General features: G+C 72.8%; 22 protein-coding genes. 12 read left to right on the plus strand and 10 right to left on the minus strand.

The window, feature by feature from the left end; all coding sequences use genetic code 11:
* Positions 1-16: 16 nt before the first annotated feature.
* Together ACZ7GJ_RS20460 and ACZ7GJ_RS20465 are read right to left on the minus strand one after the other, a co-directional pair.
* Positions 17-1,546, minus strand: a complete 1,530-nt coding sequence (locus ACZ7GJ_RS20460; RefSeq protein WP_470753489.1) for an FAD-binding oxidoreductase — start codon at positions 1,544-1,546, stop codon at positions 17-19.
* Between the two features lie 137 nt (positions 1,547-1,683).
* Positions 1,684-3,156, minus strand: a complete 1,473-nt coding sequence (locus tag ACZ7GJ_RS20465) for an IucA/IucC family protein (protein WP_470753490.1) — start codon at positions 3,154-3,156, stop codon at positions 1,684-1,686.
* 204 nt (positions 3,157-3,360) lie between these two features.
* Between ACZ7GJ_RS20465 and ACZ7GJ_RS20470 the strand changes: the two genes are divergently transcribed.
* Positions 3,361-4,929, plus strand: a complete 1,569-nt coding sequence (locus ACZ7GJ_RS20470; protein ID WP_470753632.1) for an IucA/IucC family protein — start codon at positions 3,361-3,363, stop codon at positions 4,927-4,929.
* On the opposite strand, the gene ACZ7GJ_RS20475 is transcribed toward ACZ7GJ_RS20470, so the two are convergent.
* A complete protein-coding gene (locus tag ACZ7GJ_RS20475; RefSeq protein WP_470753492.1) occupies positions 4,908-5,294 on the minus strand; it encodes a hypothetical protein in 387 nt (128 codons plus the stop codon). The two genes, ACZ7GJ_RS20470 and ACZ7GJ_RS20475, sit on opposite strands and share 22 nt — an antisense overlap.
* Before the next feature lie 155 nt (positions 5,295-5,449).
* On the opposite strand from ACZ7GJ_RS20475, the gene ACZ7GJ_RS20480 reads away from it, so the two are divergent.
* Positions 5,450-8,152 (plus strand): tetratricopeptide repeat protein, encoded by a 2,703-nt coding sequence (locus tag ACZ7GJ_RS20480; protein WP_470753634.1) that lies wholly within the window; start codon positions 5,450-5,452, stop codon positions 8,150-8,152.
* Between the two features lie 131 nt (positions 8,153-8,283).
* Complete coding sequence (locus ACZ7GJ_RS20485) at positions 8,284-9,066, plus strand: GntR family transcriptional regulator (RefSeq protein WP_470753495.1); 783 nt, start codon at positions 8,284-8,286, stop codon at positions 9,064-9,066.
* A 36-nt stretch (positions 9,067-9,102) separates the two neighbouring features.
* Here the strand turns inward: ACZ7GJ_RS20485 and ACZ7GJ_RS20490 are convergent, their stop codons facing one another.
* Complete coding sequence (locus ACZ7GJ_RS20490) at positions 9,103-9,534, minus strand: VOC family protein (RefSeq protein WP_470753499.1); 432 nt, start codon at positions 9,532-9,534, stop codon at positions 9,103-9,105.
* 72 nt (positions 9,535-9,606) lie between these two features.
* A complete protein-coding gene (locus ACZ7GJ_RS20495; protein WP_470753501.1) occupies positions 9,607-9,975 on the minus strand; it encodes an ArsR family transcriptional regulator in 369 nt (122 codons plus the stop codon).
* Between the two features lie 205 nt (positions 9,976-10,180).
* On the opposite strand from ACZ7GJ_RS20495, the gene ACZ7GJ_RS20500 reads away from it, so the two are divergent.
* The 3 genes from ACZ7GJ_RS20500 to ACZ7GJ_RS20510 all read left to right on the plus strand — a co-directional run bounded on the left by ACZ7GJ_RS20500 (position 10,181) and on the right by ACZ7GJ_RS20510 (position 14,270).
* Entirely contained in the window at positions 10,181-11,179 is a 999-nt protein-coding gene (locus tag ACZ7GJ_RS20500) for a SigB/SigF/SigG family RNA polymerase sigma factor (protein WP_470753504.1), read from the plus strand.
* A 200-nt stretch (positions 11,180-11,379) separates the two neighbouring features.
* A complete protein-coding gene (locus ACZ7GJ_RS20505; protein WP_470753507.1) occupies positions 11,380-12,471 on the plus strand; it encodes a quaternary amine ABC transporter ATP-binding protein in 1,092 nt (363 codons plus the stop codon).
* Positions 12,471-14,270 (plus strand): ABC transporter permease/substrate binding protein, encoded by a 1,800-nt coding sequence (locus ACZ7GJ_RS20510; protein ID WP_470753508.1) that lies wholly within the window; start codon positions 12,471-12,473, stop codon positions 14,268-14,270. The genes ACZ7GJ_RS20505 and ACZ7GJ_RS20510 overlap by 1 nt, the downstream gene beginning before the upstream one ends.
* 85 nt (positions 14,271-14,355) lie before the next feature.
* Here the strand turns inward: ACZ7GJ_RS20510 and ACZ7GJ_RS20515 are convergent, their stop codons facing one another.
* Positions 14,356-16,560, minus strand: coding sequence for an MMPL family transporter (locus tag ACZ7GJ_RS20515; RefSeq protein WP_470753509.1), 2,205 nt, complete (start codon positions 16,558-16,560; stop codon positions 14,356-14,358).
* Positions 16,561-16,834: 274 nt separating this feature from the next.
* Between ACZ7GJ_RS20515 and ACZ7GJ_RS20520 the strand changes: the two genes are divergently transcribed.
* The 3 genes from ACZ7GJ_RS20520 (at position 16,835) to ACZ7GJ_RS20530 (ending at position 19,073) form a co-directional block, all read left to right on the plus strand.
* Positions 16,835-18,022: a sensor histidine kinase gene (locus ACZ7GJ_RS20520; protein ID WP_470753511.1), complete on the plus strand. Its 1,188-nt coding sequence runs from the start codon at positions 16,835-16,837 to the stop codon at positions 18,020-18,022.
* Positions 18,019-18,687, plus strand: coding sequence for a response regulator (locus ACZ7GJ_RS20525; RefSeq protein WP_470753512.1), 669 nt, complete (start codon positions 18,019-18,021; stop codon positions 18,685-18,687). Before ACZ7GJ_RS20520 ends, ACZ7GJ_RS20525 begins: the two co-directional genes overlap by 4 nt.
* 143 nt (positions 18,688-18,830) lie before the next feature.
* On the plus strand, positions 18,831-19,073 hold the full coding sequence (locus ACZ7GJ_RS20530) for a hypothetical protein (RefSeq protein WP_470753513.1): 243 nt from the start codon (positions 18,831-18,833) through the stop codon (positions 19,071-19,073).
* A gap of 58 nt (positions 19,074-19,131) precedes the next feature.
* Here the strand turns inward: ACZ7GJ_RS20530 and ACZ7GJ_RS20535 are convergent, their stop codons facing one another.
* Entirely contained in the window at positions 19,132-20,067 is a 936-nt protein-coding gene (locus ACZ7GJ_RS20535; RefSeq protein ID WP_470753514.1) for a LysR family transcriptional regulator, read from the minus strand.
* A 137-nt stretch (positions 20,068-20,204) separates the two neighbouring features.
* Between ACZ7GJ_RS20535 and ACZ7GJ_RS20540 the strand changes: the two genes are divergently transcribed.
* Positions 20,205-21,464 carry an MFS transporter gene (locus ACZ7GJ_RS20540; protein ID WP_470753515.1) on the plus strand — a complete coding sequence of 420 codons (1,260 nt, stop codon included), beginning with the start codon at positions 20,205-20,207 and terminating at the stop codon, positions 21,462-21,464.
* Here the strand turns inward: ACZ7GJ_RS20540 and ACZ7GJ_RS20545 are convergent.
* Entirely contained in the window at positions 21,427-22,518 is a 1,092-nt protein-coding gene (locus tag ACZ7GJ_RS20545; protein ID WP_470753517.1) for an alpha/beta hydrolase, read from the minus strand. The two genes, ACZ7GJ_RS20540 and ACZ7GJ_RS20545, sit on opposite strands and share 38 nt — an antisense overlap.
* A gap of 244 nt (positions 22,519-22,762) precedes the next feature.
* Between ACZ7GJ_RS20545 and ACZ7GJ_RS20550 the strand changes: the two genes are divergently transcribed.
* Positions 22,763-23,383, plus strand: a complete 621-nt coding sequence (locus tag ACZ7GJ_RS20550) for a TetR/AcrR family transcriptional regulator (RefSeq protein WP_470753518.1) — start codon at positions 22,763-22,765, stop codon at positions 23,381-23,383.
* Entirely contained in the window at positions 23,380-24,597 is a 1,218-nt protein-coding gene (locus ACZ7GJ_RS20555) for a cytochrome P450 (RefSeq protein ID WP_470753520.1), read from the plus strand. Before ACZ7GJ_RS20550 ends, ACZ7GJ_RS20555 begins: the two co-directional genes overlap by 4 nt.
* 57 nt (positions 24,598-24,654) lie before the next feature.
* Here the strand turns inward: ACZ7GJ_RS20555 and ACZ7GJ_RS20560 are convergent, their stop codons facing one another.
* On the minus strand, positions 24,655-26,094 hold the full coding sequence (locus ACZ7GJ_RS20560) for a VMAP-C domain-containing protein (RefSeq protein WP_470753522.1): 1,440 nt from the start codon (positions 26,092-26,094) through the stop codon (positions 24,655-24,657).
* A complete protein-coding gene (locus ACZ7GJ_RS20565; protein ID WP_470753524.1) occupies positions 26,028-26,540 on the minus strand; it encodes a MoxR family ATPase in 513 nt (170 codons plus the stop codon). The genes ACZ7GJ_RS20560 and ACZ7GJ_RS20565 overlap by 67 nt, the downstream gene beginning before the upstream one ends.
* Between the last annotated feature and the right edge of the window lie 94 nt (positions 26,541-26,634).

Genomic DNA, 26,634 nt, shown 5'->3' on the forward strand with positions numbered 1-26,634 from the left:
GATCGGGTCCAGGTCCTCAGACGGCCTGGGGGAAGCGGAACAGCCGGTCCGGGTCGTAGGTGCGCCGGACTTCCTCCAGGCGGGCGAGGTTTTGCCCGTAGTAGGCCTCGCGCCAGCCGGCGAGCTTCGGGTCGGTGTAGTTCTGGTACGCGCCGCCGCCCGCCCAGGGGCGCAGGTCCCGCCAGAGCCCGTCGAGCCAGTCCTGGTGCCGGGCCACCTCGGCGGCCGTCGCGGACTGCGGCCAATAGGCCAGGTACTGGGCGAGGAAGGCGCTGTCCCGGTGGGCGAAGGCGGTGGCGCCGGCCGCCAGCCGGTTCACGGCGCCGCCGCAGACCCCGTCGAACTGGACCACCCCGGTTCCGCCGCGCGGCACGCTCCGCGCGTACCGCCGGACGGCGGCCAGTACCGCGGCCACGGCCGGCTCCGGCAGGCCGCCCGCGGGCCAGAAGTCGCAGCGGGCGGCGTACGAGTCGCGGCCGAGCCGGCCCTGCGGATCGTGGCCGGGCAGGGTGCCGGGGAGCCGGCACTGGGCGGCGGTCCGCTCCAGGCAGCCCGACATGGCCCGTACGGTGTCGCCGTAGCTCCGTACGACGACCCAGCTGTCCCGCGCCGGACTCCCGACGAGGTCGGACAGGCGGGTCAACTGCCCCTCCAGCTCGCGGCGCCCGTCGAGGCAGACCACCCGTACGGCGGGCGCCGGGGCGGGACCTGCGTCGAGGGTGAACTCCACCTGGCTCCAGAACGGGTCGGGCAGCCCCGCCAGCCAGCGCTGCCAGCCGGCGAGCACCGCGGGGGAGCCGGCCTCGGGCCAGTGGAGTTCGGCGAAGGCGCAGTCGGTGACCGGGTGCGCACGGAAGCGGAACTCCGTGGCCACCGCGAAGTTGCCGCCCCCGCCGCCGCGCAGGGCCCAGTAGAGGCCGGGATCCCGGTCGGGGCCGACCTCGCGGACGGTGCCGTCGGGGGTCACCGCGGTGGCACCGGTGAGCTGGTCGGAGGTGGTGCCGTAGGCCCTGGAGGACAGGCCCAGCCCGCCGCCGAGGGTGAGGCCCGCGATGCCGACGGAGGGGCACAGGCCGGCCGGGACCGCCAGGCCGCGCCCGGCGAGGGAGGCGTTGAGGTCGCCGAGCCGGGCCCCCGCTCCGATCCGTACGCCCGACCCGGAGCCGGAGCCCCCGTCGATCGATACCGCGGCCATGGCCCCGACGTCGACCACGAGCCCGGCGGAGCAGGTGGACCAGCCCGCGTAACTGTGCCCGCCGCCGCGGGGCACCACCGGCACGGCCGAACGGCGCGCGAAGTCCAGGCAGACGGCCACGTCCCCGGCGTGTGCCGGATAGGCCACGGCGCCCGGTGCGACGGCGTCGTACCGGGGCTGGAAGAGTCGGCGCGCCTCGGCGAAGTCCCTGTCCCCGGGCACCACCACCCGCCCGTCGAGCGACCGGGCGAGGGTCCCGTAGTCCGGGACCCGCGGCCGGGGAGCCGCGCCGAGGGTGGCGAGTACGGCCGGTGCGGCACTCGTCAGGACCTGGCGGCGGTGGAGGCTCATGCCTCCTTCCTGCCACCGCCGCGGCCGATCGGAGGGAAGGCGGGCCCACGCGGGAAGAGTTGCCCCCCGAACGGCCCACCTCCGCCGCCCTGGCGGCCGTACAGCCGACTATCGGATGACCATCGGACCGGTGAACGTCAGGTGGCCGACAGCGGATTGGGCAGCTCCGCCCACTGGTCGCCCGGCGTCCCGGGGCTCAGCCGCATCAGCGTGAGCGCCTTGGTGGGCAGCGGCCCGGTCAGCAGGGCATCGGTGTCGGCGGTCGGCGCCAGCCCCGCCGTCGCCCGCGCGAGATCCTCCCCGAGCGCGGCCGCCGAGCCCGCGGTGGACCCGAGGGCGCCGGCCACCAGGGATCCGAACAGCTTGCGCCGCAGCACGCCGACGTCGTCGTTGACCAGCCGGCCGGACAGCGCGGGCACCGGCACACCGTGCTCCGCGAGCCGGACCGGGCTGATCCGGATGTCGGCCAGGTCGCGGTAGACGAGCCGGAGCGGAGCGCCGGCGGAGGACAGCACCACCAGCAGGTTCTGGCCGTGGGCCTCCAGCGCCACCCCGAGGTCCAGCAGCCGCAGCCCGACGCCGAGCGCGAGGCGGGCCAGGTCCGCCCGCCAGGGCGCGGAACGCGCGTACGGGGTGGCGGCCAGCGCGCCCAGGGGTACCACGCGCTCGCCGGCCGCGGTGTCCGCGAAGGCCTCCGGCGGTTCGCGCAGCACTGCCGCCAGGTCCGGGCTGTGGGCGCCCGCCGCACCCAGGGTGCGGGTGAAGTGCAGCCGGCCGTCGAGCCGCTCGGTCAGGGCCTGGGTGAAGGCGGACAGCACGGCGGCCGTCTCGATGGAGTAGCCGGAGATGTCCCGCACGGAGGAGGTCAGCCGGGCGCTGAGTGCGGTCTTGACGTGCGCCCCGCCCGCGGCCGGCGCCAGCGTGCGCAGGGCCATCAGCGGATGCGCCGCGAACCCGGGCCGGACCTCCTCCCGCTTCAGCACGTGCTCGGCCTGCCACGGATGCACCGGTACGAGGATCCGCCCGCCGTCGCGGAGGTGGTCCGGCCATTCCCCGGTGACCAGGCACTCCTCGGCGCGTACGGCGACCAGCCCGAGCTCGACCAGAGGCCGGTGCTCGGGCCCGTACGCGAGCTGCTCGGCCACCGAGAAGCCGGGCCGGGAGCGGCAGTTGGGGTGGTACGGGTGGCCGTCGACGACCCGCTGCTCCCACTCCCAGGTGGTCGCCGGAGGCGCCTGCCGGACCGGCTGGCCGGCCCGGGACAGTGCCAGGGAGGCCGTACTGCCGTCCAGTTCGGAGGCGAACCCGGACTCGGGCCCGGACCCGGACCCGGACCCGGCTCCGAAGCGCACACCGAGCTCCGTCATCAGCCAGGCGGCCTGCCGGTAGGGGCGCCCGTCCAGCAGTACCTCGTCCACGTACGGCCCGGTCGCGTAGGGATCCGGCAGCGGCCCCTCCAGCCGCCCGCCCCCGGCCAGGACCAGCGCCAGGGTGCCGGACCCCCGCTCCCGGCGCTCCACCCACGGCAGCGGATCGAAGGCCAGCCCCCGCCACAGCCGGGTCAGCACGGCGGCCCGCGCGCCGGGAAGCGCGCCGGCGTACGCGGCCACGAGGGACGGACGTACGCCGGCCAGCCCGGCGGCGACGGCCTCCTCGGCCGGGCAGGCGGCCGGAGAGCCGGGGATCGGGTCGGGGAGGTACGCGCTGGAGTGCAGGGCCCTGCTCCTCTCACGGAAGCGGTGATGATCAGTTCATCATCGCGGATACTGAAGATCACGGCCGGTGTCGCGCCCCGCGCTCCGCCGGCGCTCCGGATGGACCGAATGGAACCAGTGGACCTCAACGCCGCCGCCGACGCGTACGCCGCAGCCCCGTTGCTGAACTGCCTCCTGCGGGAGGTGGCCGAACCCGAGGGGAACGGCGCGCACCGGCTGCGGGGCAGCGGGAGACTGCTGCGGGTACGCGGCGGACGCCGGCCCGCACGACCCGAACTGCGCACCGCGGACGGCTGGCATCCGCTCACCCACACCGAACTGGTCAAACTCACCTCCGACGAACTGCGCGAGTACACCGGGGTCTCCAACGACGAGCTGCCGGTCGAGATCACCGACAGCCGGGAGACCGTCGCGGCCCTGCTGGCCGCCCGGGCCGCCGCCGAGCAGCCGGCCGACCCGTACGTGCTGTCCGAGCAGTCGCTGGTCATGGGGCACCCGCACCACCCGGCGCCCAAGGCCCGCGGCGGGGCCCCCGCCGCGAGCTGGCTGCCGTACGCGCCCGAGGCCCATGCCCGGTTCCCGCTGGTCTTCCTGGGCCTGCGCGAGGACCAGGTGGTCGAGGAGGGCGGCCCGCGGGCCGGCGCCGCGGTCGACTCGCTCGCCGAGCTCCTCGACGGCCCGCGCGCACCCGCCGGATACCGGCTGCTGCCGGCCCACCCCTGGCAGCTCGATCTGGTCGCGGGGCGGCCGGGGATGCGCGAGGCCTTCGAGGACGGGCGGCTGCTCCGGCTGGGAACAGGGCGGCTGCCGGTCTGGCCGACCGCCTCGATCCGGACCGTGTACGTGCCCGGTGCGGCCGCCGACCTCTTCGTGAAGTTCAGCCTCGACGTGCGGATCACCAATGACGTGCGCCGGCTGTGGCGGCACGACCTGCTGAAACTACGGCGCACGGACGCGGCCGTGGAGGCGGGCTTCGCGCAGTTGCGCCGGTCGGGATCGAAGGCGGGCTGGCTCGCCGACCGCGGCTACCGCACCGCCGCCTTCGCCTTCGAGGAGTTGGCGGTACTGGTGCGCGACGGCCTGCGGGGGCACCTGGAGCCCGGGAGCACCCCGCTGCTGGCCGCCGCGCTCGCCGAGGGCTTCCCGGGCAGTCCGCTGGAGCGCACGGCCGACCCCGCGGGGTGGTGGCGGGCGTACCTGCGCAGCGTGGTGCCACCGGTGCTGGACCTGTTCGCGGGCCGCGGCATCGTCCTGGAGGCGCACCTCCAGAACGCCCTGATCGCCGTCGACACCGAGGGCATGCCCGCGCAGGCGCTCTTCCGGGACGCGGAGGGCGTGAAGCTGCCGGCGGACCTGCCGCGCGAGGCGGCCTGGCAGCGGCTCGTCTACTGCCTGGTGGTCAACCACCTGACCGAGATCGCGGGCGCCCTCGCGCAGCACCACCCGCACACCGCCGCCGGGTTGTGGCCCGCGGCCCGGGAGGAGTTCCTGCGCTACGACGCGGCCAGGCCCCTGCCCGAGATCGCGGCTCTGCTCCGCGCCCCCTCGCTCCCGGCCAAGACCAACCTCCTGCTGCGCTGGACGCGCGCCGACGGGGCGGACGCCCGCTACCTACCGCTGCCCAACCCCCTGCGTACCGCGGCGGGTCAGGGGGATTCGACGTCGTGACCGGTCACGGTGGAACGGTCTTTCACCGTGCGTTCGATCTTTCCCCGACTGCCCGTCGTGGACGAATTGTCGAGGCGTGATCGATCGCGTACCGCCACATTGATCTCGACGTCCCCCGTGGCGGTGGTACGGCCGCCCGCAATATGGGAGTTGCCGGTCACGGTTTGTCGAACAATGGGGGGAGCGGCAGGCGGTGTGCCGTGTGCGGGCGACGTCCAGGCCAGGATCACCGCGACCGTCACGCACAGGGCCAGACCGACGCCGACAATCCAACTCGGCTGTGCGGTGAAAAAGTTGGTCAAGAGCGATCCGGCGGCTCCGACGGCCGCCGATACGGCGGCATGCGGGCGGCTGAGTGCGGGCACGGGAACCTCTTCGGGTCGGCCGGGGGAAGGGCTCTTTCCAAAAAGGGTAGTTGCCCGGCTTCTCGTGCGCGGGGGTTTCGGGAGCGCTAGGGTGCGGCGCGGAACCGCTGAACGGCGTACCGGGGGCATGAATGCGACAAGCGTGCGACCGGCGGATGGGGCCGGTCACGCCGGGCCGATTCGTCGGCCGGCAGGAGGAAATGGACGCCGTCGCGGAGCTTTTCGCGCACGCGGAAAGAAAGCAGGCGGGGATCCTCGGAATCTTCGGGGAGTCGGGCCTGGGGAAAACGGCTCTGCTCACGGAAATCGCCCGCTGCGCACCGCCCGGCTGGAACCGGAGCTACCTGCGCCTCGGCGACGCCCTGGACGACACCGTGGCCGGGATCGCTCCCGGCGGTCTCGACCTACCGGGCCAGATCGCGCACGACCTCGGCGAGGCGCTGCTCGTCTGGCTGCCCCGGTGGCGCCGCGGACGGGTGCGCCGGCGTTTCACGCGGGCGGTCCGCGAGGCGGTCGCGTCGCTGCCGTCCGGCTCCGTCACCATCACCCAGGAGGTGTCCGGAGCCAGTTCGGTCTCCGCGTCCCCCATCACCGTGGTCAGCGCTTGCGCCGCCGCGCACCGCGCCTACCGCGAGGCGCTCCTCGAAGCCGTGACGGAAGTCGCCTCGGCGGTGTCGAACCGTCGCGGGATCCTGCTCCTGGACAACGCGGACTGGCTGACCTTCCTGGACGGCGCCGTGGTCGAGCAGGGCGGCGCGGTGGCCGGTGGCGGAAGTGGAGGAGTGGCGTCCTGGTTCCTCCACCGGGTTCTGACGCGGCTGCGGCAGGCGGCGCCGCGCACGGTCGTCGTGCTCGCGGGCCGTACGCGCCTGGAACTGCCGCAGGATGCAGGTGCGGCTCGGGTCATGGAGCTGGGGCGCTTGACCGAAGCGCAGTCGAGGGCGTTCTTCGCCTCGTGCGGCATCCGGGACCACGTGCTGGTGCAGCGGGTGCACGAGGCCTTCGGCGGGCATCCCCTGTGGAACGCGCTGGCCGCCTACGCCGTGCGGGGCCGCGAGGGCGACGAGGTCCCGCCGCCGGGGACGGAGGCGACCGTCACGAAGTGGCTCCTCGGTACCCTCTTCGCGCGTCTCACCGCACAGCAGCAGGTCGTACTGCGCGCGGCGGCGGTGGGGCGTTTTCGCATCACGCGACCGTTCCTTGCGCACCTCCTGTCCGACCACCCGCTGGCGGACGGCTGGTTCGAGGCCTGCACCCGGCACTGCTTCTTCAAGCCCCTGGACGACTCCGGTCTGCGCTGGGAGTTGGACCGCCAAGTTCGGGGCGCTCTGCTGGAGTTCCTGGAGGATCCCGATCACGGCAGGTTCGACGGCACGGCCACGCTCGACGAACTGCACGAGCGGGCACTGGAGTTCCACGCGGGCCGCGACTCCTTCCTCGACGAGGTCTACCACCGCCTCGCCCTGGGTGATGACGCGCGCAGTGAGCAATGGCGCAGCAGGATGGAAACGGCCTACGCGGGCGGGGACTTCGGCCGCGTCCTGGCGTACGCGGGCCTCGCCACCGCTCCCGAGCAGGCCCGGCGGCTGGTCTCGCGGCTGCCCGGGACACTGGCGCTGGCCCTGCGTCGCACGGGGGACGTGGCACAGCATGGCGCACAGCCGGAACTGGCGTACTTCGCGTACCTCCGCGCCGCAGAGCTGTACGAAGCGGCAGTCGACGCAGCGGGCGAGGCGGCGGTGCTCGCGGAGCTGGGCCCCTTGGCGGGCGCCCGCGGGGACCTGCGCACGGCCGAGAGGCACCTCCGTCGCGCGTCGCAGCTCTACCGGGCGACCCGCAACGGGGAAGGACAGGCGGGCGTGCTGCGGGCTCAGGGAGCCATTGCCCGGCAGAAGGGTCAGATCGGCCGGGCCGAGAAGCAGCTGCACGCCTCCCTCAAGCTGTACGAACAGGCCGGGAACCGCGAAGGCCAATGCCTGACCCTCCACGAAATGGGAGACCTGAAGCAGCACTGCGGAGATCTGGTCCGCGCCGGCGAGTTCAATCATCGGGCCCTCGAAATCGGCACAACGGTCGGACTCCAATCCGGGCGGGCCAAGGCGTTGTACGCACTGGGCTCCATCGCGAATGAGGCGGGCCGGCTGGACCAGGCGGAACATTTCGAACGCCAAGCCCTGAAGATCTTCCAACAACGGAAAGACGTAAGGGGCCAGGTCGGTGCGCTCCACGTGCTGGCGACAGTGGAGCGGGTGCGCCACGACACGGCTCAGGCGCGTCACTACCTCCACAGGGCCCTGGCGCTCTGCGAGCAGGCGGGACTCCGCGATGGCGAGGCCAGTGTTCGTCATGAACTCGGTGTGGTCGCGCTGAGGAACGCGGAACTGGAGGCCGCGCAGATTCAGCTGACCAGGGCGATGGAACTGTACGAGAAGGGTGAGAATTCCGTCGGGTTGTGCGAAGTGCTGCATGTGCTGGGCTCGCTGGCCCGTCGGCGGGAGCAGTACGGTGCGTGCGAGACGTACCAGAAGCGTGTGCTGGACATCAGTCGCTGCACCAAGGATCCCCGGGGTGAGGCCGGTGCCATTTACGAACTGGGTTGCGTCGCCCGGGAGTGCGGTGAATTCGCCTTGGCCGAAGTGCAGTTGGAGCGTGCTCTCAAGCTGTACCGGCGCATCGGACATCCCGTGGGCCAGGGCGGGGTGCACTACGAGCTGGGACTACTGAGGCGCGCCAGAGGTCAGATGAAGGCTGCGGACTTCCATTTCGAGAAGTCCATGGCCTTGTTCCGGTCGGGCGGGGACGTCCACGGTCTCAGCATCGCGGAGAGCGAGCTGGCGAGCCTCCGGGCCCAGGGGTGACGCCCCTCGGAGGGGTGGATTCCGGCCAAACCGTGCGGCTCCGGGGAGACCCACCTGCCAATAGGTATAGACCAATGCTACGTTGGTCGAGCAGACCGCGCAGTCCTTGACCACCCGTCAGAGGAGAAGCCATGCCCTCCCCCTCGCGGGGCGGCGGCCCGGCCGCCACGCCCAAGTACCAGCGGATCGCCGCAGCGTTGCGGCACGAACTCGACCGCACCGCGCACACCCCCGGCAGCAGACTGCCCTCCGAGCGCAGCCTGGCCGCCCGCTACCAGGTCAACCGGCAGACCATCAGGGCCGCCCTGCAGAGCCTGCGCGAGGACGGCCTCATCGTCACCGGCCGCCGCGGTACCCGCTCCGCGCCCGGTGCACAGGCCCGTCCGGGCCCGTCCGGCCCGTCGAACCCGTCCGCCCCTTCGAGCCAGGCGGCCGCACCCGTCACGGCCCCCACCCAGAGCTGGCTGACCCTGATCACCGTGGCGCCCTCGACCGCCGCCCTGCTCGGCATGCGCGGCGGCGACCGGACCCTGGTCCACCACCATCGCGACCTCGGCCCGACGGGCGAGATACTCCGGCACGCCGTGACGTACCTCTGTCCGCGCACGGTCGCCGCGACGCCCGAACTGGCCCGCTACCGCGACCGCGCGGCCGCGGCCGTCCGGGACGAGGACCTGCGTCCCCTGCACCACTGGCTGGAGCGGGCCGCGGTGGCCGGCCGCGTCGCCGAGACCATCACCATGACGCGTACCAGCCACCCGCCGACCGCCACCCCCGCCGCCGGGCTCTCCGTACGCCGCACCCTGCACGACACCGCCGGCCGGCTGCTCGCCGTCACCGACCTGGCCTTCCCCACCTGGGACCGGCTGACCTTCCACCGGGACCGCCCGGCCCCGGGGTTCCTCGTCACCTGAGGCCGGTCACCGGGGCGGCCCCGGGGAGGTCCGCGCTCAGCGTTCGGACAGCGGGGATGGCGCCTCCTGGACCACCCAGCCGTTGCCGTCCGGGTCCTCGAAGGACATGAAGGAGTTCCAGGTGTCGCCCTTGCCGTCCTCCCAGCCCATCGCGCCGATGTGGCGGATCGGGGACACGTCCACGCCCCGGTCCGACAGTTCCCGGCGGGCCGCCTCGATGTCCGTGACGCAGAGCTGGGGCCCGTGCAGTGTGCCCGGCTCCATGGGCTTCGTACCGGGCGCGGTGGGCATCCCCTTGAGCAGCGCGATCGAGCACCGCGAGCCGGGCGGGGTCAACTGGATGATGCGCACGCCGGGGGCCACCTCGTCGTCGAGGTCGACTTTGAAGCCCACCTTGTCGGCGTAGAACTCCTTCGCGCGGTCCATGTCGGTGACGGGTACCGGGATGACTTCGAGTGTCCATTCCATGGAGACACCGTCGCCCACGCGGGCACCGCCGCGCACGCCGAAACGCCAGACCGGGCCGAACTCGCCCGCCCGTCAGTCGGCGGCGAGGTCCGGGACGAGGTCCGGGACCGGGTCCGCCGCCGAGTCCGGAACCGGGTCCAGGCCCAGCATGTCCAGGGCCTCGGACTCGTCCGTGCCCTCCGGGAGGTCGGGGGAGTCCGAGGTGGCGGGGACGCCCGTCAGGAGCGCGAGGAGGCCCGCCACCTGGACCCCGGCCTCGGCCGGGTGCCGGAAGACCGCGCCCGCCGAGATCTCGTAGCGGTTGCGCCGGCCGTCGCGCACCCGCCGCAGGTATCCGTCCGTCTCCAGGTCGGTGACGATCGCCTGCACCGTCCGCTCGGTCAGCACGCACGTCTGCGCGACGTCGCGCAGACGCACCGCCGGGTCCCGGGCGATGGTCACCAGAACACGTGCGTGATTTGTCAGAAATGTCCAGTTCTGACGGCCTGCGCTGCTCCCCATGCGGTCATGATGCGACACACGATTCATGTGATGCAAGACGTGAAGCGCGTTTCCGGTAATTCTTGACGTACGAGCAGAACGGGTCCACCATCTACGGCAGTCAAGGTCCCGCGCCGCAAGCCGACAAGCCCAAGGAGCGAACCCCATGCCGGTCCCCGCCCCGTACTCCCATACCGCCGACCCCCGTCCCACAGCGACCGCCGCCGCCGTCGTCGTCCCCGGCCCCCGCCGGAGCGGCGCGGCGGCCGCCCTCAGCGCGGGTCTGCCCCGGATCGACGAGCCCCGGGAGGTGGCTCCCGCCGACGCGAGGGAGCTGTCGCGGCTGTTCTTCCGGCGGCTGCGCGAACTCGACGAGGGCACCCCGGAGTACCGCTACGTCCGCAGCACGCTGATCGAGATGAACGCCTCGCTCGTCCAGTACGCCGTCCGCCGCTTCCGCGCCCGCGGCTCCGGCGACGCCGCGGGCGGCGGCGAGATCGAGGACATCGTCCAGGTCGGCACCATCGGCCTGATCAAGGCCATCGACCGCTTCGACCCGGCCCGCGAGAACGAGTTCTCCACCCTCGCCATGCCGTACATCACAGGTGAGATCAAGCGGCACTTCCGTGACACGACCTGGGCCGTGCGCGTCCCGCGCCGCCTCCAGGAGCTGCGGATCGACATCGCCAAGGCGAAGGAGGAGCTGACCGCCGAGCTCGACCGTTCGCCGACGGTCGCCGACCTCGCCCGGCACCTCTCCCTCACGGAGGAGGAGGTCATCGAGGGGCTCGTCGCCGCCAACGGCCACACCAGCGGCTCCCTGGACGCCCCGCACGCCGAGCACGGCGACGGCCCGGCAGAGGGCCACACCCTCGCCGACGTCATGGGCGAGGAGGAGCCGGCGCTGGAGCGCGTCGAGGACATCCAGACCCTCGCGCCGCTGCTCGAACAGCTCACCGACCGGGAGCGCCGCATGCTGCGGATGCGCTTCGGCGACGAGCTGACCCAGGCCCAGATCGGCGCCGCCCTCGGCATCTCCCAGATGCAGGTGTCCCGCCTCCTCGGCCGGCTCCTCGCGCACCTGCGCTCCTCGATGCTGGACGATCCGGAGGTTCCGGCGGCGCCGGAACGCGAGACGCCGGCCGGTGGCAATCGCCCGGCCTGACGGGCCGTACCACGTGAGCTAGATCACCTTTGCGTTTGCGCAGGCGAATGGCGGGCACGTGCGCTACTGGAGCGGAACCATGCCCTCCGGCCGAAACGGCCGGAGGGCATGGTGCATGCGGGCAGATCCCGTACCGCTCCACGGCGCACCGGCCGCTTTGCGACCGGACAGCCGTTCCCGGTACTACCCGCGAGGTGTATGTGTCCACGCTCCAGGCCGAGCACGTGTACAAGGTGTTCGCCAGACGCCCCGACGACCTGCCAGCCGCGGTCCGCGCCCTCGAAGCCGGCACCGACCGCGACGAACTGCGCGCCGAAGGAACGACGGCCGCGGTGATCGACGCCACATTCCGCGTCGAGCCCGGCCAGATATTCGTCGTCATGGGTCTGTCGGGATCGGGCAAGTCGACTCTGCTGCGCATGCTCAACGGACTGCTCGAACCCACCGCGGGACGCATCCTCTTCGACGGCCAGGACCTCACCACGCTGTCGCCGCGCGAGCTGCGCCACGTACGGTCCACCAGGATCAGCATGGTCTTCCAGCACTTCGCGCTCTTCCCGCACCGCGACGTCCTCGCCAATGCCGCATACGGTCTGGAGGTCCAGGGCGTCCCCCGGGCCGAGCGCGAACGGCGCGCCGCCGAGGCGCTGGCGCTGTGCGGGCTCGGCGGCTGGGAGACGTCCTGGCCCGACGAACTGTCCGGCGGCATGCAGCAGCGCGTCGGCCTCGCCCGCGCGCTGGCGACCGACGCCGACCTGCTCCTGATGGACGAGTCCTTCAGCGCCCTCGACCCGCTGATCCGCCGCGACATGCAGGACCAGCTGCTGGAACTCCAGAAACGGCTCAAGAAGACCATCGTGTTCATCACACACGACCTGAACGAGGCCATGCGCCTCGGCGACGCGATCGCCGTGATGCGCGACGGCCGGATCGTTCAGCAGGGCACGGCCGAGGACATCCTCACCCGCCCCGCCGACGACTACGTCGCCTCCTTCGTCCAGGACGTCGACCGCTCGCGCGTCCTCACGGCCGAAGCGGTCATGGACGGGCCCGGGGCCTCCGACGCTTCCGCCGACGGGGTGGCGGCGGCCTCCACCGCCTGTGACTGCCCGACCGTCAGCCCCGACACCCCGCTCGCCGATCTGTGCGCGGTCAGTGCCCGCGTACCCCACCCGGTCTCCGTCACCGACGACGACGGCGCCGTCGTCGGCTCGGTCCCGCAGGACCGCCTCATCGCCTTCATCGGCGACGAGCAGCGACCCCCCATGGCCTGCACGGAGGTGGCCGCCTGATGCCCCGCCTGAACCTCGGAGCCTGGGTCGACAGCGCCGTCGACTTCCTCCAGCTCCACCTCTCCTGGCTGTTCGACGCCGTCAGCACGGTCGTCACCGGCCTCTACGACGGCATCGAGACCGTCCTGTCCGCACCGTCCCCGCTGCTCTTCGCCGGCATCCTCGCCGTCGCCGCCTGGTGGCTGCGCGGTCTGCTCGCCGCCCTGCTGGCCTTCGCGGGCTTCGCGCTGGTCGACTCCGTGGGCCTGTGGCAGGACGCCATGTCCACGCTCTCGCTGGTCCTGGTCGCCACCCTCGTCACCCTGGCCTTCGCCGTCCCGACGGGCATCTGGGCCGCACGCTCCGACCGGGTCAGCGCCGCCCTGCGGCCCGTCCTGGACTTCATGCAGACCATGCCGGCCATGGTCTACCTCATCCCCGGCATCATCTTCTTCGGGGTGGGCGTGGTGCCCGGCATCATCGCGACGATCATCTTCTCGCTGCCGCCCGGTGTACGGATGACCGAGCTCGGCATCCGCCAGGTCGACGCCGAACTCGTCGAGGCCGCCGACGCCTTCGGCACCACACCGCGCGACACCCTGGTCCGCGTACAGCTCCCGCTGGCCCTGCCCACCATCATGGCGGGCATCAACCAGGTCATCATGCTGGGCCTGTCCATGGTCGTCATCGCGGGCATGGTCGGCGGCGGCGGACTCGGAGGCGCCGTCTACCGCGCCATCGGCAGCGTCGACATCGGCCTCGGCTTCGAGGCGGGCATCTCCATCGTCATCCTCGCCATGTACCTGGACCGGATGACCGGGGCACTGGGCCGCCAGGTCTCCCCGCTCGGCAGGCGCTCCCTCGCCAAGGCCCGGTCCGCCGCGACCGGCCTCACCCGGCTGTGGAACCACCGGCCGCAGCCGGTCCACGCCATCGCCGGAGCCGTCGTCCTCGCCCTCGTCGCCGGCGGACTGAACGCCTTCGGCGGCGCCGGCCAGGTGAGCACGAGCGCCGCCGGGGCCGACAACGTCGGCAAGGGCCACAAGGTCAGCATCGGCTACATCCCGTGGGACGAGGGCATCGCCTCCACCTTCCTGTGGAAGGAGCTCCTGGAGCGCCGCGGCTACCGGGTCGACGCCCGGCAGCTGGAGCTCGGCGCCCTGTTCACCGGCCTCGCCGGCGGCCAGGTCGACTTCCAGACCGACGCCTGGCTGCCGGTCACGCAGGCCGAGTACTGGAAGAAGTACGGGGACAAGCTCGACGACCTCGGCGCCTGGTACGGCCCCACCTCCATCGAGCTGGCGGTCCCGTCCTACATGAAGGACGTGAAGTCCCTCGCCGACCTCAAGGGCAAGGGCGGCGAGTTCAAGGGCCGCATCATCGGCATCGAGCCCAGCGCGGGCGCGATGGGGATCCTGAAGGACAAGCTCCTGCCGGAGTACGGCCTGGACGGCGAGTACAAGGTCGTCGACGGCTCCACGCCGGGCATGCTCGCCGAGCTCAAGCGCGCCTACGAGAAGCAGGAGCCCATCGTGACCGTGCTCTGGTCGCCGCACTGGGCGTACGCCTCGTACGACCTGCGCAAGCTGGAGGACCCCAAGGGCGTGTGGGGCAAGGGCGACGGCATCCACACCGTCACGCGCAAGGGCTTCGCCGCGGACGAGCCGCGGGTGGCCGAATGGCTGCGCTCGTTCAAGCTCACCGAGGAGCAGCTGACCGGCCTGGAAGCCAAGATCCAGGAAGCCGGCAAGGGCAAGGAACAGCAGGCGGTCCGCGCCTGGCTGACCGAACACCCCGAGGTCGACAAGAAGCTCGTCTGAGACGCCCGCCGGCGCCGGCGCACGTGCGGCGCGTACCTGAGTACGTTCCCGCGTGCACCGGCGCCGGGGTCCGCCGGCCGGTGGCTCAGCCGACCGGGACCCGGTGCCGCGGGGACCCGGCGTACTCCTCGACGGGCTCGGCGCCGACGGGCGGCCGGACCGGCCACCAGATGGACCGGCCCAGCAGCGCCGCGCAGGCGGGCACCAGGACGATCGACAGGACGAAGGCGGAGAGCAGGATCCCGAGCCCCGTCGCGAAACCGATCTGCTGCGTGGCCGCCGCCGGGGTGACGGCGAGGCTCCCGAAGGAGGCGGCCAGCACCAGGCCGGCCGTCGCGATGGCAGGCGTGGTGTGCCGCACCGCCCGGGCCACCGCCGCGCGGGCCGAGCCGGGGCGCTGCATCTCCTCGCGGATCCGGTCGGTCACCAGGATGTTGTAGTCGGTGCCCAGCGCGACCACGAAGAGGAACAGCACGAGCGGGAGCGAGAAGGCCACGCCCGGCTGGTCCAGCGCATGCTGGAAGACGAGCGTCGAGGCACCCAGCGTGGCGGCGAACCCGAGCCCCACCGAGATCAGCAGGACCAGCGGCGCGAGCAGGCTGCGCAGCAGCAGGAACAGGATCACCGCGATCAGCGCCGCCGCCACCGGGAAGACCACCTTCAGGTCCTTGTCCACGGCCACGGAGATGTCGGCGAACACCGCGGCGGTACCCCCGACATGCGCGTCGGTGCCTTCCGGCCGGTGCTCGGCAACCACCTTCCGGACCGGGCCGGACGCCAGATCGCGGGCCTCCTGCCCGTGCGGATCGGCGGTCGGGAACAGGTCGATCCGGGCCGCCCGGCGGTCCTCGTTCAGCACGGTCGGGGCGACCCGGCCCACGCCGTCCACCTTCGCCAGCGCGCCGGCCAGCGGGGCGATCGCCTCGGCGCGCACCGTGCCCCCGTCCTTCGCGGCGACGAAGACGGTGATCGGGTCCGACACGCCGGCGGGCAGGGCGCGGGCGATCTCGGCCGCGGTGTCCGCGGCAGCCGTACGCTCACCGCCCGCGTTGCTCGATCCGTAGTCCATCCGCATGCCGGCCACACCTGCGGCCAGGGCGCCGAGCAGCGCTACACAGACGACCACCGCGGCCAGCGGGCGCCGCGCCACCAGGTCACCCAGCCGGTCGGCGGAGCCCGGGCGGGGAGTGTGCTTCAGGGAGCGCGAGGGCCAGAACATCTTGCGCCCGGTGACGGCCAGCAGAGCAGGCATCAGGGTGAGGCTGCCCAGCAGCATCACCAGCACGGCCACCGCGACGGCCGGACCGAGCACCCGGAACTGCCCGAAGGAGGCCACCCCGAGGGTGGAGAACGCGGCGACGATGGTCAGGGCCGCCGAGGTCACGGCCGTACCGACGCGCCCGGCGACCTCGGCCGCCGCGTCGCGCCCGGACTGCTCGGGGTACCTGCGCAACTGCTCGCGGAAGCGGAACAGCAGGAAGAGGAAGTAGTCGATGCCTATGCCCACCAGGACGACGTTGATCAGCTGCGGGGTGGACGCGTCGAGGTCGATGCCGGTCAGCAGTGCGCCGCCGATGACCGTACCCGTGGCGGCGCCGCCGACGATGGTGACGATCAGCAGGGGCAGCAGCGCCGCGAGCAGACTGCGGAACACCAGCACGTGCAGCAGCACGATCAGGCCGAGCATCACCGCGCCGACGACCGTGGACCGGGTCTTCTCGGCATCGGCGGCGTCCACGCGGTCGGCGAGTCCGCCGGTGAACCCGGTCCGCAGGCCCGCCTCGGCGAAGCGGTCCTTCGTCTGGTCGCGGAATGCCCGGAAGGTCGCCTGCACTCCGGGATCCTCCGCGACACCCGTCAGCTCCGCCGACAGCAGCCGGTAGCTCCGGTCGGGAGCCGTCATCGCGGGGCTGACCTTCGGGGCCTGCGAATGGTCCTGGGCGAAGGGCAGGTCCTCCTCCGCCCTGGGCATGGTGATCCGGTGCCGGGCCAGCTTCGCGGCCTCGTCGTCGATGCGCCGCTCGTCCGCGGGCTCCAGCGGCCTGCCGTCCTTCCTGGCCACCAGCACGGTCATCGGGTTGGCGTCGGACCGTACCCCGAACTTCTCCTCGGCGATCTTGAGGGCGGCCGCGGAATCGTAGGTGGCGGGCAGGAAATCACCGCTGCCGCTCTGCGTGGCGCGGAAGACCATGGCCTGTCCCAGGAACGCCAGTGCGATGCCGAGTACGGCCCAGACGGCGATCACCTTCCACGGGCTTCTCGTCGAGAATCCGGTCAGGGCGCGGATCACGTGACTCCTCCGGTCTGTGTGACTTCTGCCGGGGTTTCCCGGCTGCTCCAAGACCATCAGCCGCTCGCGCCACGGGCGTCCGGGCACAGGATGATCCGCAGCCCGGGACCAGGGTGCGGCTCCCGGCCGGACCAGGACCCTGGTCCTGGTCCGGACTCCGCCCGGGGGCCGGTGCCACCGGCCCCGACCGCTGCCAGAATGGATCGCGAAGGAAAAGCTGCACGTCGCACCGGCACCGGCCGGAAGGGCAGCCGGCGGGGGAGGAACCGAACCGATGGGCAAGGGCACCGACAGGCTGCTGACCTGGACGCGCAACGACGCACTCCTGGCCATCGGGGCCGCGGCGGTGGACCTGATCGGCTTCTCGGTCGGAGACCGCACCGACGGGCAGCTGCTCACCGTGGCCGGGGCGTTCGCCCTCGTGGCCTCGGCCCTGAGCCTGGTCGCCCGCCGCACCCACCCGGTGGCCGTGCTCGCCGTCGTACTGACCCTGGGCGTGGTGCCCAACCTCGCGACCCCGGAGGTGTCACCGCACTTCGGCCTCGCCCTCGCGGTCGCCCTCTACTCGGTGGCCAGGTTCTGCCGGCCCGCGGTCGCGGCGGGTGCCGCCCTCGCCGCCGTGCCCCTGCCCTCGGTGGGCCAGGGCGGCTCACTGCTCCCCGACCTCTGGTCCGTCGGAGCCAACGCGATGGCCACGGCGCTGGTCGTCGCCACGGCCGTGGTCACGGGCCGCTGGCAGCGGGAGGTCGAGGCCAACCGCGTCCTGCTGGCCGACCGCGCGGTGGCCGACGAGCGGCGCCGCATCGCCCGGGAACTGCACGACATCGTCGCCCACCACATCACCACCATGCAGCTCATGGCCGGCGGGGCCCGGGCCAACCTGGCGCACGACCCCGAGGCGGCCCGCGAGGCCCTGGTCACGCTGGAGGGCTCCGGCCGGCTGGCGCTGCGCGAGATGCGGCAGTTGCTCGACGTACTGCGGGCCGGAGAGGAACCCGAGCACGGCCCGCCGGCGCCGCAGCCCGGCGCCGGGGACCTCGGCCGCATCGTCACCGAGGCCCGGCTGGCGGGGACGGACACCGAGTTCACCGTGGACGGGGCGGAGCGTCCGCTGCCCCCGACCGTGGGCCTGACCGTGTTCCGCATCGTGCAGGAGGCGCTGACCAACACCCGCAAGCACGCGACGCAGGCCCGGGCCCAGGTGCGGCTGACGTACCGCCCCGACGAGGTCACCGTCGAGGTGCGCGACGACGGGGCGGGCGGGCGACCGCCGGAGCAGCACCCGGCCCCCCGTCCCGGGTACGGTCTGATCGGAATGCGTGAACGGGTCACCCTGCACGGCGGCACCCTGGAAGCCGCCGCGCTCGACGGCGGCGGCTTCCGGGTGGCGGCGCGCATACCGGCCGCCCCCGGTGCGGCCGGTGACGACCGGGGTGGAGAGGGAGGGGAACGGGCACTGTGATCCGTGTACTCATCGCAGACGACCAGCCGCTGGTACGGCGCGGCCTGGCCCTGATCCTGGCCCCCGACCCGGAGTTCGAGGTCGTGGGCGAGGCAGGCGACGGCGCCGAGGCCGTCGCCCTCGCCCAGCGCCTACGGCCCGACGTGGTGGTCATGGACATCCGGATGCCGGTGCTCGACGGGGTCAGGGCGACCGAAGAACTGGCCCGGCTCCTGCCCGAGTCCCGCGTACTGGCCCTGAGCACCTTCGACATGGACGAGTACGTCGTCGCCGCCCTGCGGGCCGGCGCCTACGGCTTCCTGCCGAAGGACGTCTCCCCGGAGGAACTCAGCGCCGCCGTGCGCACCGTCCACACCGGCGAGGCGGCCGTCGCGCCGCGCCTGCTCACCCGGCTGATCTCCACGTACGTACGGACCCCCGCGCGGCCCCAGCGCCAGCCCACCGCCATATCGGGCGAACTCACACCGCGGGAGCTGGAGATCTGGCACCTGCTGGCCACCGGGCTCGACAACGCCGAGATCGCCCGGGACCTGGACATCAGCGTCTCCACGGTCAAGAACCACATCACGGGCATCTTCGGCAAGCTCGGCGTCCGGGACCGCGCCCAGGCGGTGATCGCGGCCTACGAATCGGGGCTGGTGGCGGCCGCCGGAGAGCGCGGTTGATGACCAAGTGCCCGCAAGAGGACCGGAATCCTCCGGGGGAGCACACCCCTGACCAGCCAAAACACTGGAGGATTCGCCCGTGCGGACGGGGCCCTGTCCATGGCACAGTGCGATCAGCCCAACCGCACGACCAGGGAGCCTCCATGCGCGATCAGCACTCCACGCCCCTCGCGGCCGCGCCCGAGTGCCGGTCGGAGCCGAGCCCGCTGCCCCGCTGTCCCGTGTGCGAGGACGCCCCGGAGCGCATCTCCTGGCGACAGCGCCCCGGCCTGCCCGTGGTCCTGGCCTTCGACCCCTGCGGTCACCAGCACACCTCGCCGGCGCCCCCGGTCCTGGCGGTCCTGCCCCCTAACCCTGCCGACGGGCTCGGCCGCCGCCAGGGCTAGGGGGTGTCTGTCGGATGTCCGCGACGACACGACCTAGGGGCGGCGGGGGTAGCGGCGTTCAGCGCGGGATCACCCAGTCCGGCACCCAGGTCCCGGCGGTCTCGTGGCCTTCCGCCGTCGCGGCGAGGTGGGCGCGGAGGGTGGCCAGCGCCGGGTGGGGGTTGTCGCGGTGCCACAGGAGCGAGTGCGGGTAGACGGGCGTCGGGCCGGTCACCGGGATCCGGCGCAGGCCGTGGCCCGCGGGCCAGACGAGGCGGGTCCGTCCGCCCATGAAGGTGGCCAGGGCGGGGGTGTCGGCGATGGTGTCGAGGAGCGCGTCGGAGCCGAAGTTCGGACCGGTCGCCTCGATGGTGAGGCCGAACTCGGCGACCAGGTCGTCGTAGTAGGCCGCCCACTCGGTACCGGGGACGATGCCGGGCATCCAGATCCGGTGCCCGACGAGCTCGGCGAGGGTCACCGACCGGGCGCCCGCGAGCGCGTGGGCGGGGCCGGTGAGGAGTTCGAGCGGCTCGTCGAGCACCCGGACGGCCTCGATGTCCTCGGGAAGGGGCCGGCCCGGGACGGCTACGGCGCGGAAGGACGCGTCGATCGCACCGGACCGGATGGCGGCGACGGCCGTCTCGACGTCGAACAGCATCATCACGTCGAGCTCGATGTCGGGGTGCGCGCGGTGGAAGCCGCGCATCAGCGCCGACTGCGCGCTGCGCGAGGCGATGACGTCGACGCGCAGCGGACGGCGGCCGGTGCGCACGGACGCGACCGCACGCTCGGCGACGCGCAGCAGCTCGCGCGCGTGGGGCAGGAAGGCCTGCCCGTCGATGGTGAGCTCGGCGCCGCGCGGGGTGCGGGTGAACAGCCGGACGCCGAGGTCGCGCTCCAGGGCGGCGATGCGCTTGGAGACGGCCTGCTGGGTGACCGCCAGCTCGGCGGCGGCCTCCTGGAACTGGCCCGCGTCAGCGGCGGCCACGAAGGTCCGGACGGTGTCGAGGTCCATGTCGACAGCCTAGGTCCACAACCAGTGGTTGTGGCTGGTGGCCCGGTGGTTGTTTGATCCCTGGCCACGGCGCTCGCTTTGATACTTCCGATCGCGGATCGGTTGTACGAGTGAGTGAGCGGCGAGGGGCGGCGGGCATGAGCAGCGGGGACCGGCCGGGGCGGCGGCTGGGGCGGCCGTTCGGCTGGCTCTGGGGAGCGTACGGGACCAGCGCGCTCGGCACGTGGCTCGCCTTCGGCGCGTTCCCGCTGATCGCCATCCAGGTCCTGCACGCCGGGCCGGCCGAGGTCGCCGCGCTCGCCTCCGTAGGGGCCGCGGTGGGCGCGGCCGTGGCGCTGCCGCTCGGCCCGTGGGTGGAGTTCCGCCGCAAGCGGCCGGTGCTGATCGCGATGGACCTGGTGCGCTTCGCCGCCCTGCTGACGATCCCCGCCGCGTTCGCGCTCGGCGTGCTCACCTTCCTCCAGCTCCTCCTCGTCTCGGTCGTCGTCGCGGCGGCCGACATCACCTTCCGGGCCGCCTCCGGGGCGTACCTCAAGACGCTGCTGCCGGCCGAGGACCTGCTCGTCGCCAACGCCCGGTTCGAGTCCACGGCCTGGACGACCACGATCATCGGACCACCGCTGGGCGGCGTCGCGATCGGGCTCCTCGGCCCGGTGGCGACGGTGGTGGCCGACGCGGTCAGCTACCTGCTCTCGGCCCTGGGCATCCGGGCGATGGGCGGGCCCGAGCCGCTGCCCGAGCGCCGGGAGGCCCCGCGCATGCGGGCCGGGGACCTGCTCGACGGCTGGCGGTACATCCTCGCCGACGCGACGCTGCGTCCGCTGTTCTTCAACACCGCCTCGTTCAACGCCCTGGTGATGGCCGCCTCGCCGCTGCTGGCCGTCCTGATGCTCGGCCGGCTCGGGTTCGCGCCGTGGCAGTACGGCCTCGCCTTCGCCGTGCCCGCGGTCGGCGGGCTGCTCGGTTCGCGGCTGGCCGGGCCGCTCGTCGCGCGGTTCGGACAGCACCGGGTCCTGCTCGTGGCCGGGTCGCTCCGCGCCGTCTGGCCCCTCGGCCTGGCCTTCCCCGGGCCGGGCACCGGCGGGCTGCTGCTGGTGATGGGCGTCGAGTTCGGGCTCGTCTTCTGCTGCGGCGTCTTCAACCCCGTCTGCGCCACCTACCGGCTCGAACGCACCGCGGCCGACCGGGTCGCCCGTACCCTGTCCGCCTGGGCAGTGACGGCCAAGGCCCAGACCGCGCTCCTGACGGGCCTCTGGGGCGTGCTGGGCGCCCTGCTCGGCCCGCGTACGGCCATCGGCCTGGCGGGTGTGCTCCTGCTGGCGACCCCGCTGCTGCTCCCGCGCAGCGCATCGGCGCCGGTCAGGAGCTGGGAACGGGGCCCTGCATGTGCTGACTGATCCACTGGATGAGGCCGTTGTCGTGCATGCCGGGGACGTAGGTGTAGGCGTCGTGGCCGCCGCCCTCGTCGACACGGAACATGGTCTTGACCGGCCCCTTGCCGTAGTCCTTTATGAACTTCTCGATGGGCGGCCGGTTCGCGACGTCACTGCCCTTGGTGCCGACCTGGAAGCCCAGGTAGACGTCGGGACCGTGCCGGTCGATGAGCTCCTTGGCGAGCTGGGGCGGGCTGTTCTGCGCCTTCTCCTTCGGATGGCCGTTCCACAGCCGGGAGTCGGGCACGATGTCCGGCCCGCCGGCGATCACGGCCTTGAACAGGTCGGGCTTCTGGAGCACCGCCTTGAGGCCCGCGAAACCACCCGTGGAACTGCCCATGAAGGCCCAGCCGTCCCTGGACTTGATGGTCCGGAACGCCGACCGCACCAGGTCGGGGACGTCCTCGGTGAGCCAGGTGCCCATCTTGGGCTGGTCGGGGATGTCGCTGCCGTCCCAGTACAGCCCGTCCTTCGACTCGGGCTGCGGGTTCAGGACGGGCATGGCGAGGATGAAGGGCAGGCTGCTGCCGTCCTGGGACCACTTGGAGATGCTCGCCTCCAGCTTGAGGTCCTTGCCCATCCAGTAGTTCGTGGGGAAGCCGGCGCCGCCGGGCAGCGCGATCATCACGGGGAAGCCGCTGTGCGCGTACCTGGGGTCCTTGTACTGGGGCGGCAGCCAGAGCCAGACCTTGCCCGTGAAGCCGGACTTCTTGCCGGCCAGGGTGGTGACCATGACCTTGCTGCCGTCCTCCGGGATGGTGCCGGCGATCTTGAGTTCGGGCTCCGGGCCGGTGGGCATCCGGGTCAGGGAGTTGCCCGGGGCGCCGCCGCCCTGCGCCTGGTCCTGTCCGCCGGCGAGGTGCACGGTCTCGCCGGTGTCCGAGAAGACGTCGAAGTACGTCATCGCTCCGGCGGCCAGGGCGCCGGCCACCACGACCGCCACCGCGCCGCCGATCCACCGGCGCCGCAGCGATCGCCGGTCGAGCCTTGCTTCCCGGCGCGTGCTGCCGTCGTTCATCGTGTGCCACTCCTGGGACCCGTACGGAGGCGGCCGGTCCGGCCGTCACCGGTGGAGAGGTACAGGAGGGATCCGTAGTTCACCACCAAAAGGTATGAAAACGGCAAACAGTGAGCAATGGGGTGCCGGCCGCCTGCGGTACTCGTATGCCAAAGGCCGTTGCCCGCACGGGGATTGACGAGACATCGACCCTGGGCGCAACTTATATCGGGAGGCAGATATACATGCATGCCGGAGGCGCCCCGTGACCACCCGCCGCACACCGCAGGCGCTGCGCAAGTCGCAGACCCGCTCCCGCCTCATCGACGCGGCCGCCGAGCTCTTCGCACGCAAGGGCTTCCACGCCGTCTCCGCCGAGGCGGTCGCCGACGCGGCCGGCCGGACCACCGGCGCCCTCTACAGCCACTTCGGCGGCAAGGAGGGCCTGCTGCTGGCCCTGCTGGAGGTCTGGAAGGAACGGACCGCCGAGGAACTCGCCGCCGAGATCGCCGCCAGCGCCGACCCGGCGGACCCCGCGGTGCACTTCTCCGCGATGTGGGGCAGTCTCACCCGCCCGCACCCCGACCGCGGGGACTCGTGGCTGCTGCTGGAGGCGGAGCTCTGGCTGCACGCCGCCCGCGGCCCGCTCATCGGCGGCCAGCTCGCCCAGCGCTACGCCGAGATCCGCGCCCAGCTCGGCGAAGGGCTCGCCGACTGGGCCGAGGCCACCGGCACCCCCCTCACCCGTACGCCGGAGGAGACCGGCGCCCTCGTCCTGGGCGTCCTGCTCGGCCTGGCGATGCAGCACCGGCTCGACCCGCACGGCATCCCCGACCACCTGGTCGTGGACGCTCTCGGCACCCTCCTGGAAGGACGTGCGCGGTGATCCCCACCGGCGAGATCGACCTGCTCGAAGACACCTGGGCCCGTGAGGTCCCGCACGCGCAGTTCACCCGGCTGCGCACCGAGGACCCCGTGCACTGGCACGAGGTGCCGGGCCACCACGACGGCTTCTACGCCGTCACGCGCCACGCAGACGTCAAGGCCATCAGCCGCGACCCCGAGCTCTGGTCCACCGAACTCGGCTCGTTCATGATCCGCGACCAGAGCCCCGACTCCCTGGAGACCCTGCGTCTGGTCCTGCTCGGGATGGACGCCCCGCGCCATTCCCGGTACCGCTCGCTGGTCAGCGCGGGCTTCACCCCCCGCGTGGTACGCCGGCTCGCGGCTCGGATCACGGAGCGGGCCGCCGCCCTGGTGCACACCGCGGTCGTCCCCGGCCGGGACATGGACTTCGTGTCCGAGGTGGCCGCCTGGCTGCCGATCCAGACCATCTGCGAGATGGTCGGCGTACCGGCGGGCGACGAGCGGCTCATATTCGACTGGAGCAACCGGATGGCGGGCGGCCAGGATCCGGAGCTCTCGGCGGGCAAGCACGACAGCGACCTCGCGGCGGCCGAGATCTACGCCTACTGCGACGCACTGGCCGCCGAGCGGCGCGAGCGCCCGCGCGAGGACATCCTCTCGACCCTGGTGCACGCCGAGGTCGACGGGGACCGGCTCACCCCGGACGAGGTCAACATGTTCTTCGTGCTCCTGTGCGTCGCGGGGAACGAGACCACCCGCAACCTCCTCTCCGCCACGCTCCTGGCCCTGATCGAACACCCGGCGGCGCGCGCCGAACTGGCCGCCGCCCCGCAGGACGAGACCCTGTGGACCTCGGCCACGGAGGAGTTCCTGCGCTGGGGCGGCTCGATCCACAACTTCCGCCGCACCGCAACGCGCGACACGGTCCTGCGCGGCCGCCGTATCGCCGCCGGCCAGAAGGTGGTCACGTACTACACCTCCGCCAACCGCGACGAGACCGCCTTCGCCGACCCCTTCACCTTCGACATCCGCCGCGCCCCGAACGACCACCTCACCTTCGGCGGCGGCGGCCCCCACTTCTGCCTGGGCGCCGGCCTGGCCCGCACCCAGATCAAGGCCCTCGTGCGCGAACTCCTCACCCACCACCCGGAGGTCACCCTCACCGGCGAAGTCCGCCGCCTGCGCTCGGACTTCATCAACGGCATCAAGCACCTCCCGGTCCGCTTCGGGTAGCCCGAGCGTCAGCGGTCGTCCACTGGGTCCGCACGTCATGGGCCGGCCGCAGGTCTTTCACGGCTCGTCCGTCAGCCCGTCGGCTACGGGCAGGGGCCGGGTCGGGTCGTCGTACAGCAGGGTGAGGTCGAAGGACCAGTACGCATCGGGTTCGTGGTCCGCCTGCCGGGAGCGGAGTTCGGCGATGGCCGTGGGGAGGGCTGCGGGGCTGTGGACCTCGCTCACCAGGTCGTCGACGCCCCGCCGGAAGGGACCGTACAGGCCGGAGGCGATCGGTTCGCGGCGCCAGAGGATGATCGAGTGGCCGGCGTCGATCAGCTCGTGCAGCACCTCGGGGCTGGGCTCACTGCGGACGAACACCGGGAGGGTCCAGGGCGGCAGGGTTTGCAGCTGCCCCGGAGCGGTGGGCCCTTCGGCGTCCAGCACCGTCGGGACCGGCGGGTGGTTGTGGAGGGCGCTCCAGCGCTCGCGGCGCCGCTCGGCGAGGACGGGATCGTCGATGGGCGGGCGGTCGGCGAGGCGGGTGACGATCGGGCGCTCCGCGCCCAGCGGGCGTTCGCCGAGCCGCCAGCTTTCGACGGGGATGCCGAGCAGGGGCTGGTCCACCGCGAGCTGCAGGGGCGTGGCGTGGTCGGCCCCGTCGCAGCGGCGGAACGCCTCGGCGAGTGCTCGGGTGAGAGTGCTCGGCGGGCCGGGTCGCGCCACAGCGGGCCCACCCCGTCGGTGAGCAGCAGGAGCAGCCTCCGGCCCGTCGGGTCGGCGAGCTGCCGGGGGGAGAGGGTTCGTCGCGGCCCGCCACGGGGCGTGCGGTGGAAGGGCGCCAGCCTGGGCTCGGGCGCGCCGGTGTCGAGCGACCAGGTGTCCGTCACCCGGAACGCGCCGTGGCCCTCGAACAATGTCCGTAATTCGTTGGCCAGTTGGTGCCACATCGTCATCGAAGGACCGGTGTCGACGACGAGGTCGACCGCGAACCGGCGTTCGGTACGGGCCTTCCAGGCGGGCACGAGCATCTCGCTCTCGCCGCTCGCCCCGGCCGTCGCCTCCTCGTCCAGCAGCGGTGTGCCCGGGCTGGGCACCCGCTGCCTCAGCGGCCGCAGGGACCGGGACAGCGCCAATGGGTCGGTCAACGCGCTCTCCCGGCCCACGCGCACCGGCGCGGCCCCGGCGCCCAGCGTGGCGGCCGGTACGGCGTGCAGCGGAGTGTTCGCGCGCGGGTCGGGGGTCTCGGGTGCCGCGGGAGTCCTCGGGGGGTCGTGGGCCGGGGGTTGCAGTTCCGGTTCCACCCCCGGTCCGGGCGGGACGGCGGCTTCGTCCTGCGGCACTCCGAGGAAACGGGCGATCCACAGCGCGTCCGCCAGGTCCACGACGGACGGGCCGTCGTCGTCCGCCCGCAGCCGGCGCAGGCTCCGGCCCAGCTCCTCGTCCACCGCTCAGTCCTCGTTGAGCGGACGCAACAGGTGGTCGACGATCAGAGCGCGCTCCTTCGGGTCGTCCCACAGACGCCGGGCCAGCAGTGCCGCGTTGAGCAACTGGTCGTTGGCGAGTTCGGCGCCCTCGTCGCGCTGCTTGCGGAGGAACTCGGTGATGAGCTTCTCGCCGACCGCCTTCGCGGGCACGTCGGACGCCGGCAGGTGGGCGGCCAGCAGCCGGGCCAGCTTCTCCCCGTCCGGTCGCTGGATCTCCAGGCGGATGCAGCGCCGGAGGAACGGGGGCGGGAACTCCCGTTCCCCGTTGCTGGTCATGACCACCAGGGGGAATTCGTGGCAGCGGACCCGCCCCCGCGTCAGCTCCACCCAGCCCTCGTCGTCGGCGGTCATCACCCTGGACGTCGGCTGACGCAGGCGGGCGGGTTCACGGATCCTGAACTCGCCTTCCTCGAACACGTGGAGCAGATCGTTGGGTAAGTCGGCGTCGCCCTTGTCGATCTCGTCGATGAGCAGCACGCGCGGGATCCGCCACGGCAGCAGCGCGGTGCCCAGCGGACCCAGCCGTAGGTTGTGACCGATCTCGGGCGGTGCCGGGTCGGCGGGACCCTCT

Source organism: Streptomyces sp. NPDC037242 (assembly GCF_055604165.1).

Excerpts from the sequence above, each read along its gene's own strand:
- ACZ7GJ_RS20520 (WP_470753511.1), top strand. The coding sequence starts at position 16,835 with ATGGGCAAGGGCACCGACAGGCTGCTGACCTGGACGCGCAACGACGCA.
- ACZ7GJ_RS20460 (WP_470753489.1), bottom strand. The coding sequence starts at position 1,546 with ATGAGCCTCCACCGCCGCCAGGTCCTGACGAGTGCCGCACCGGCCGTA.
- ACZ7GJ_RS20530 (WP_470753513.1), top strand. The coding sequence starts at position 18,831 with ATGCGCGATCAGCACTCCACGCCCCTCGCGGCCGCGCCCGAGTGCCGG.
- ACZ7GJ_RS20500 (WP_470753504.1), top strand. The coding sequence starts at position 10,181 with ATGCCGGTCCCCGCCCCGTACTCCCATACCGCCGACCCCCGTCCCACA.
- ACZ7GJ_RS20535 (WP_470753514.1), bottom strand. The coding sequence starts at position 20,067 with ATGGACCTCGACACCGTCCGGACCTTCGTGGCCGCCGCTGACGCGGGC.
- ACZ7GJ_RS20490 (WP_470753499.1), bottom strand. The coding sequence starts at position 9,534 with ATGGAATGGACACTCGAAGTCATCCCGGTACCCGTCACCGACATGGAC.
- ACZ7GJ_RS20545 (WP_470753517.1), bottom strand. The coding sequence starts at position 22,518 with ATGAACGACGGCAGCACGCGCCGGGAAGCAAGGCTCGACCGGCGATCG.
- ACZ7GJ_RS20485 (WP_470753495.1), top strand. The coding sequence starts at position 8,284 with ATGCCCTCCCCCTCGCGGGGCGGCGGCCCGGCCGCCACGCCCAAGTAC.
- ACZ7GJ_RS20480 (WP_470753634.1), top strand. The coding sequence starts at position 5,450 with ATGGGGCCGGTCACGCCGGGCCGATTCGTCGGCCGGCAGGAGGAAATG.
- ACZ7GJ_RS20540 (WP_470753515.1), top strand. The coding sequence starts at position 20,205 with ATGAGCAGCGGGGACCGGCCGGGGCGGCGGCTGGGGCGGCCGTTCGGC.
- ACZ7GJ_RS20510 (WP_470753508.1), top strand. The coding sequence starts at position 12,471 with ATGCCCCGCCTGAACCTCGGAGCCTGGGTCGACAGCGCCGTCGACTTC.
- ACZ7GJ_RS20470 (WP_470753632.1), top strand. The coding sequence starts at position 3,361 with ATGGACCGAATGGAACCAGTGGACCTCAACGCCGCCGCCGACGCGTAC.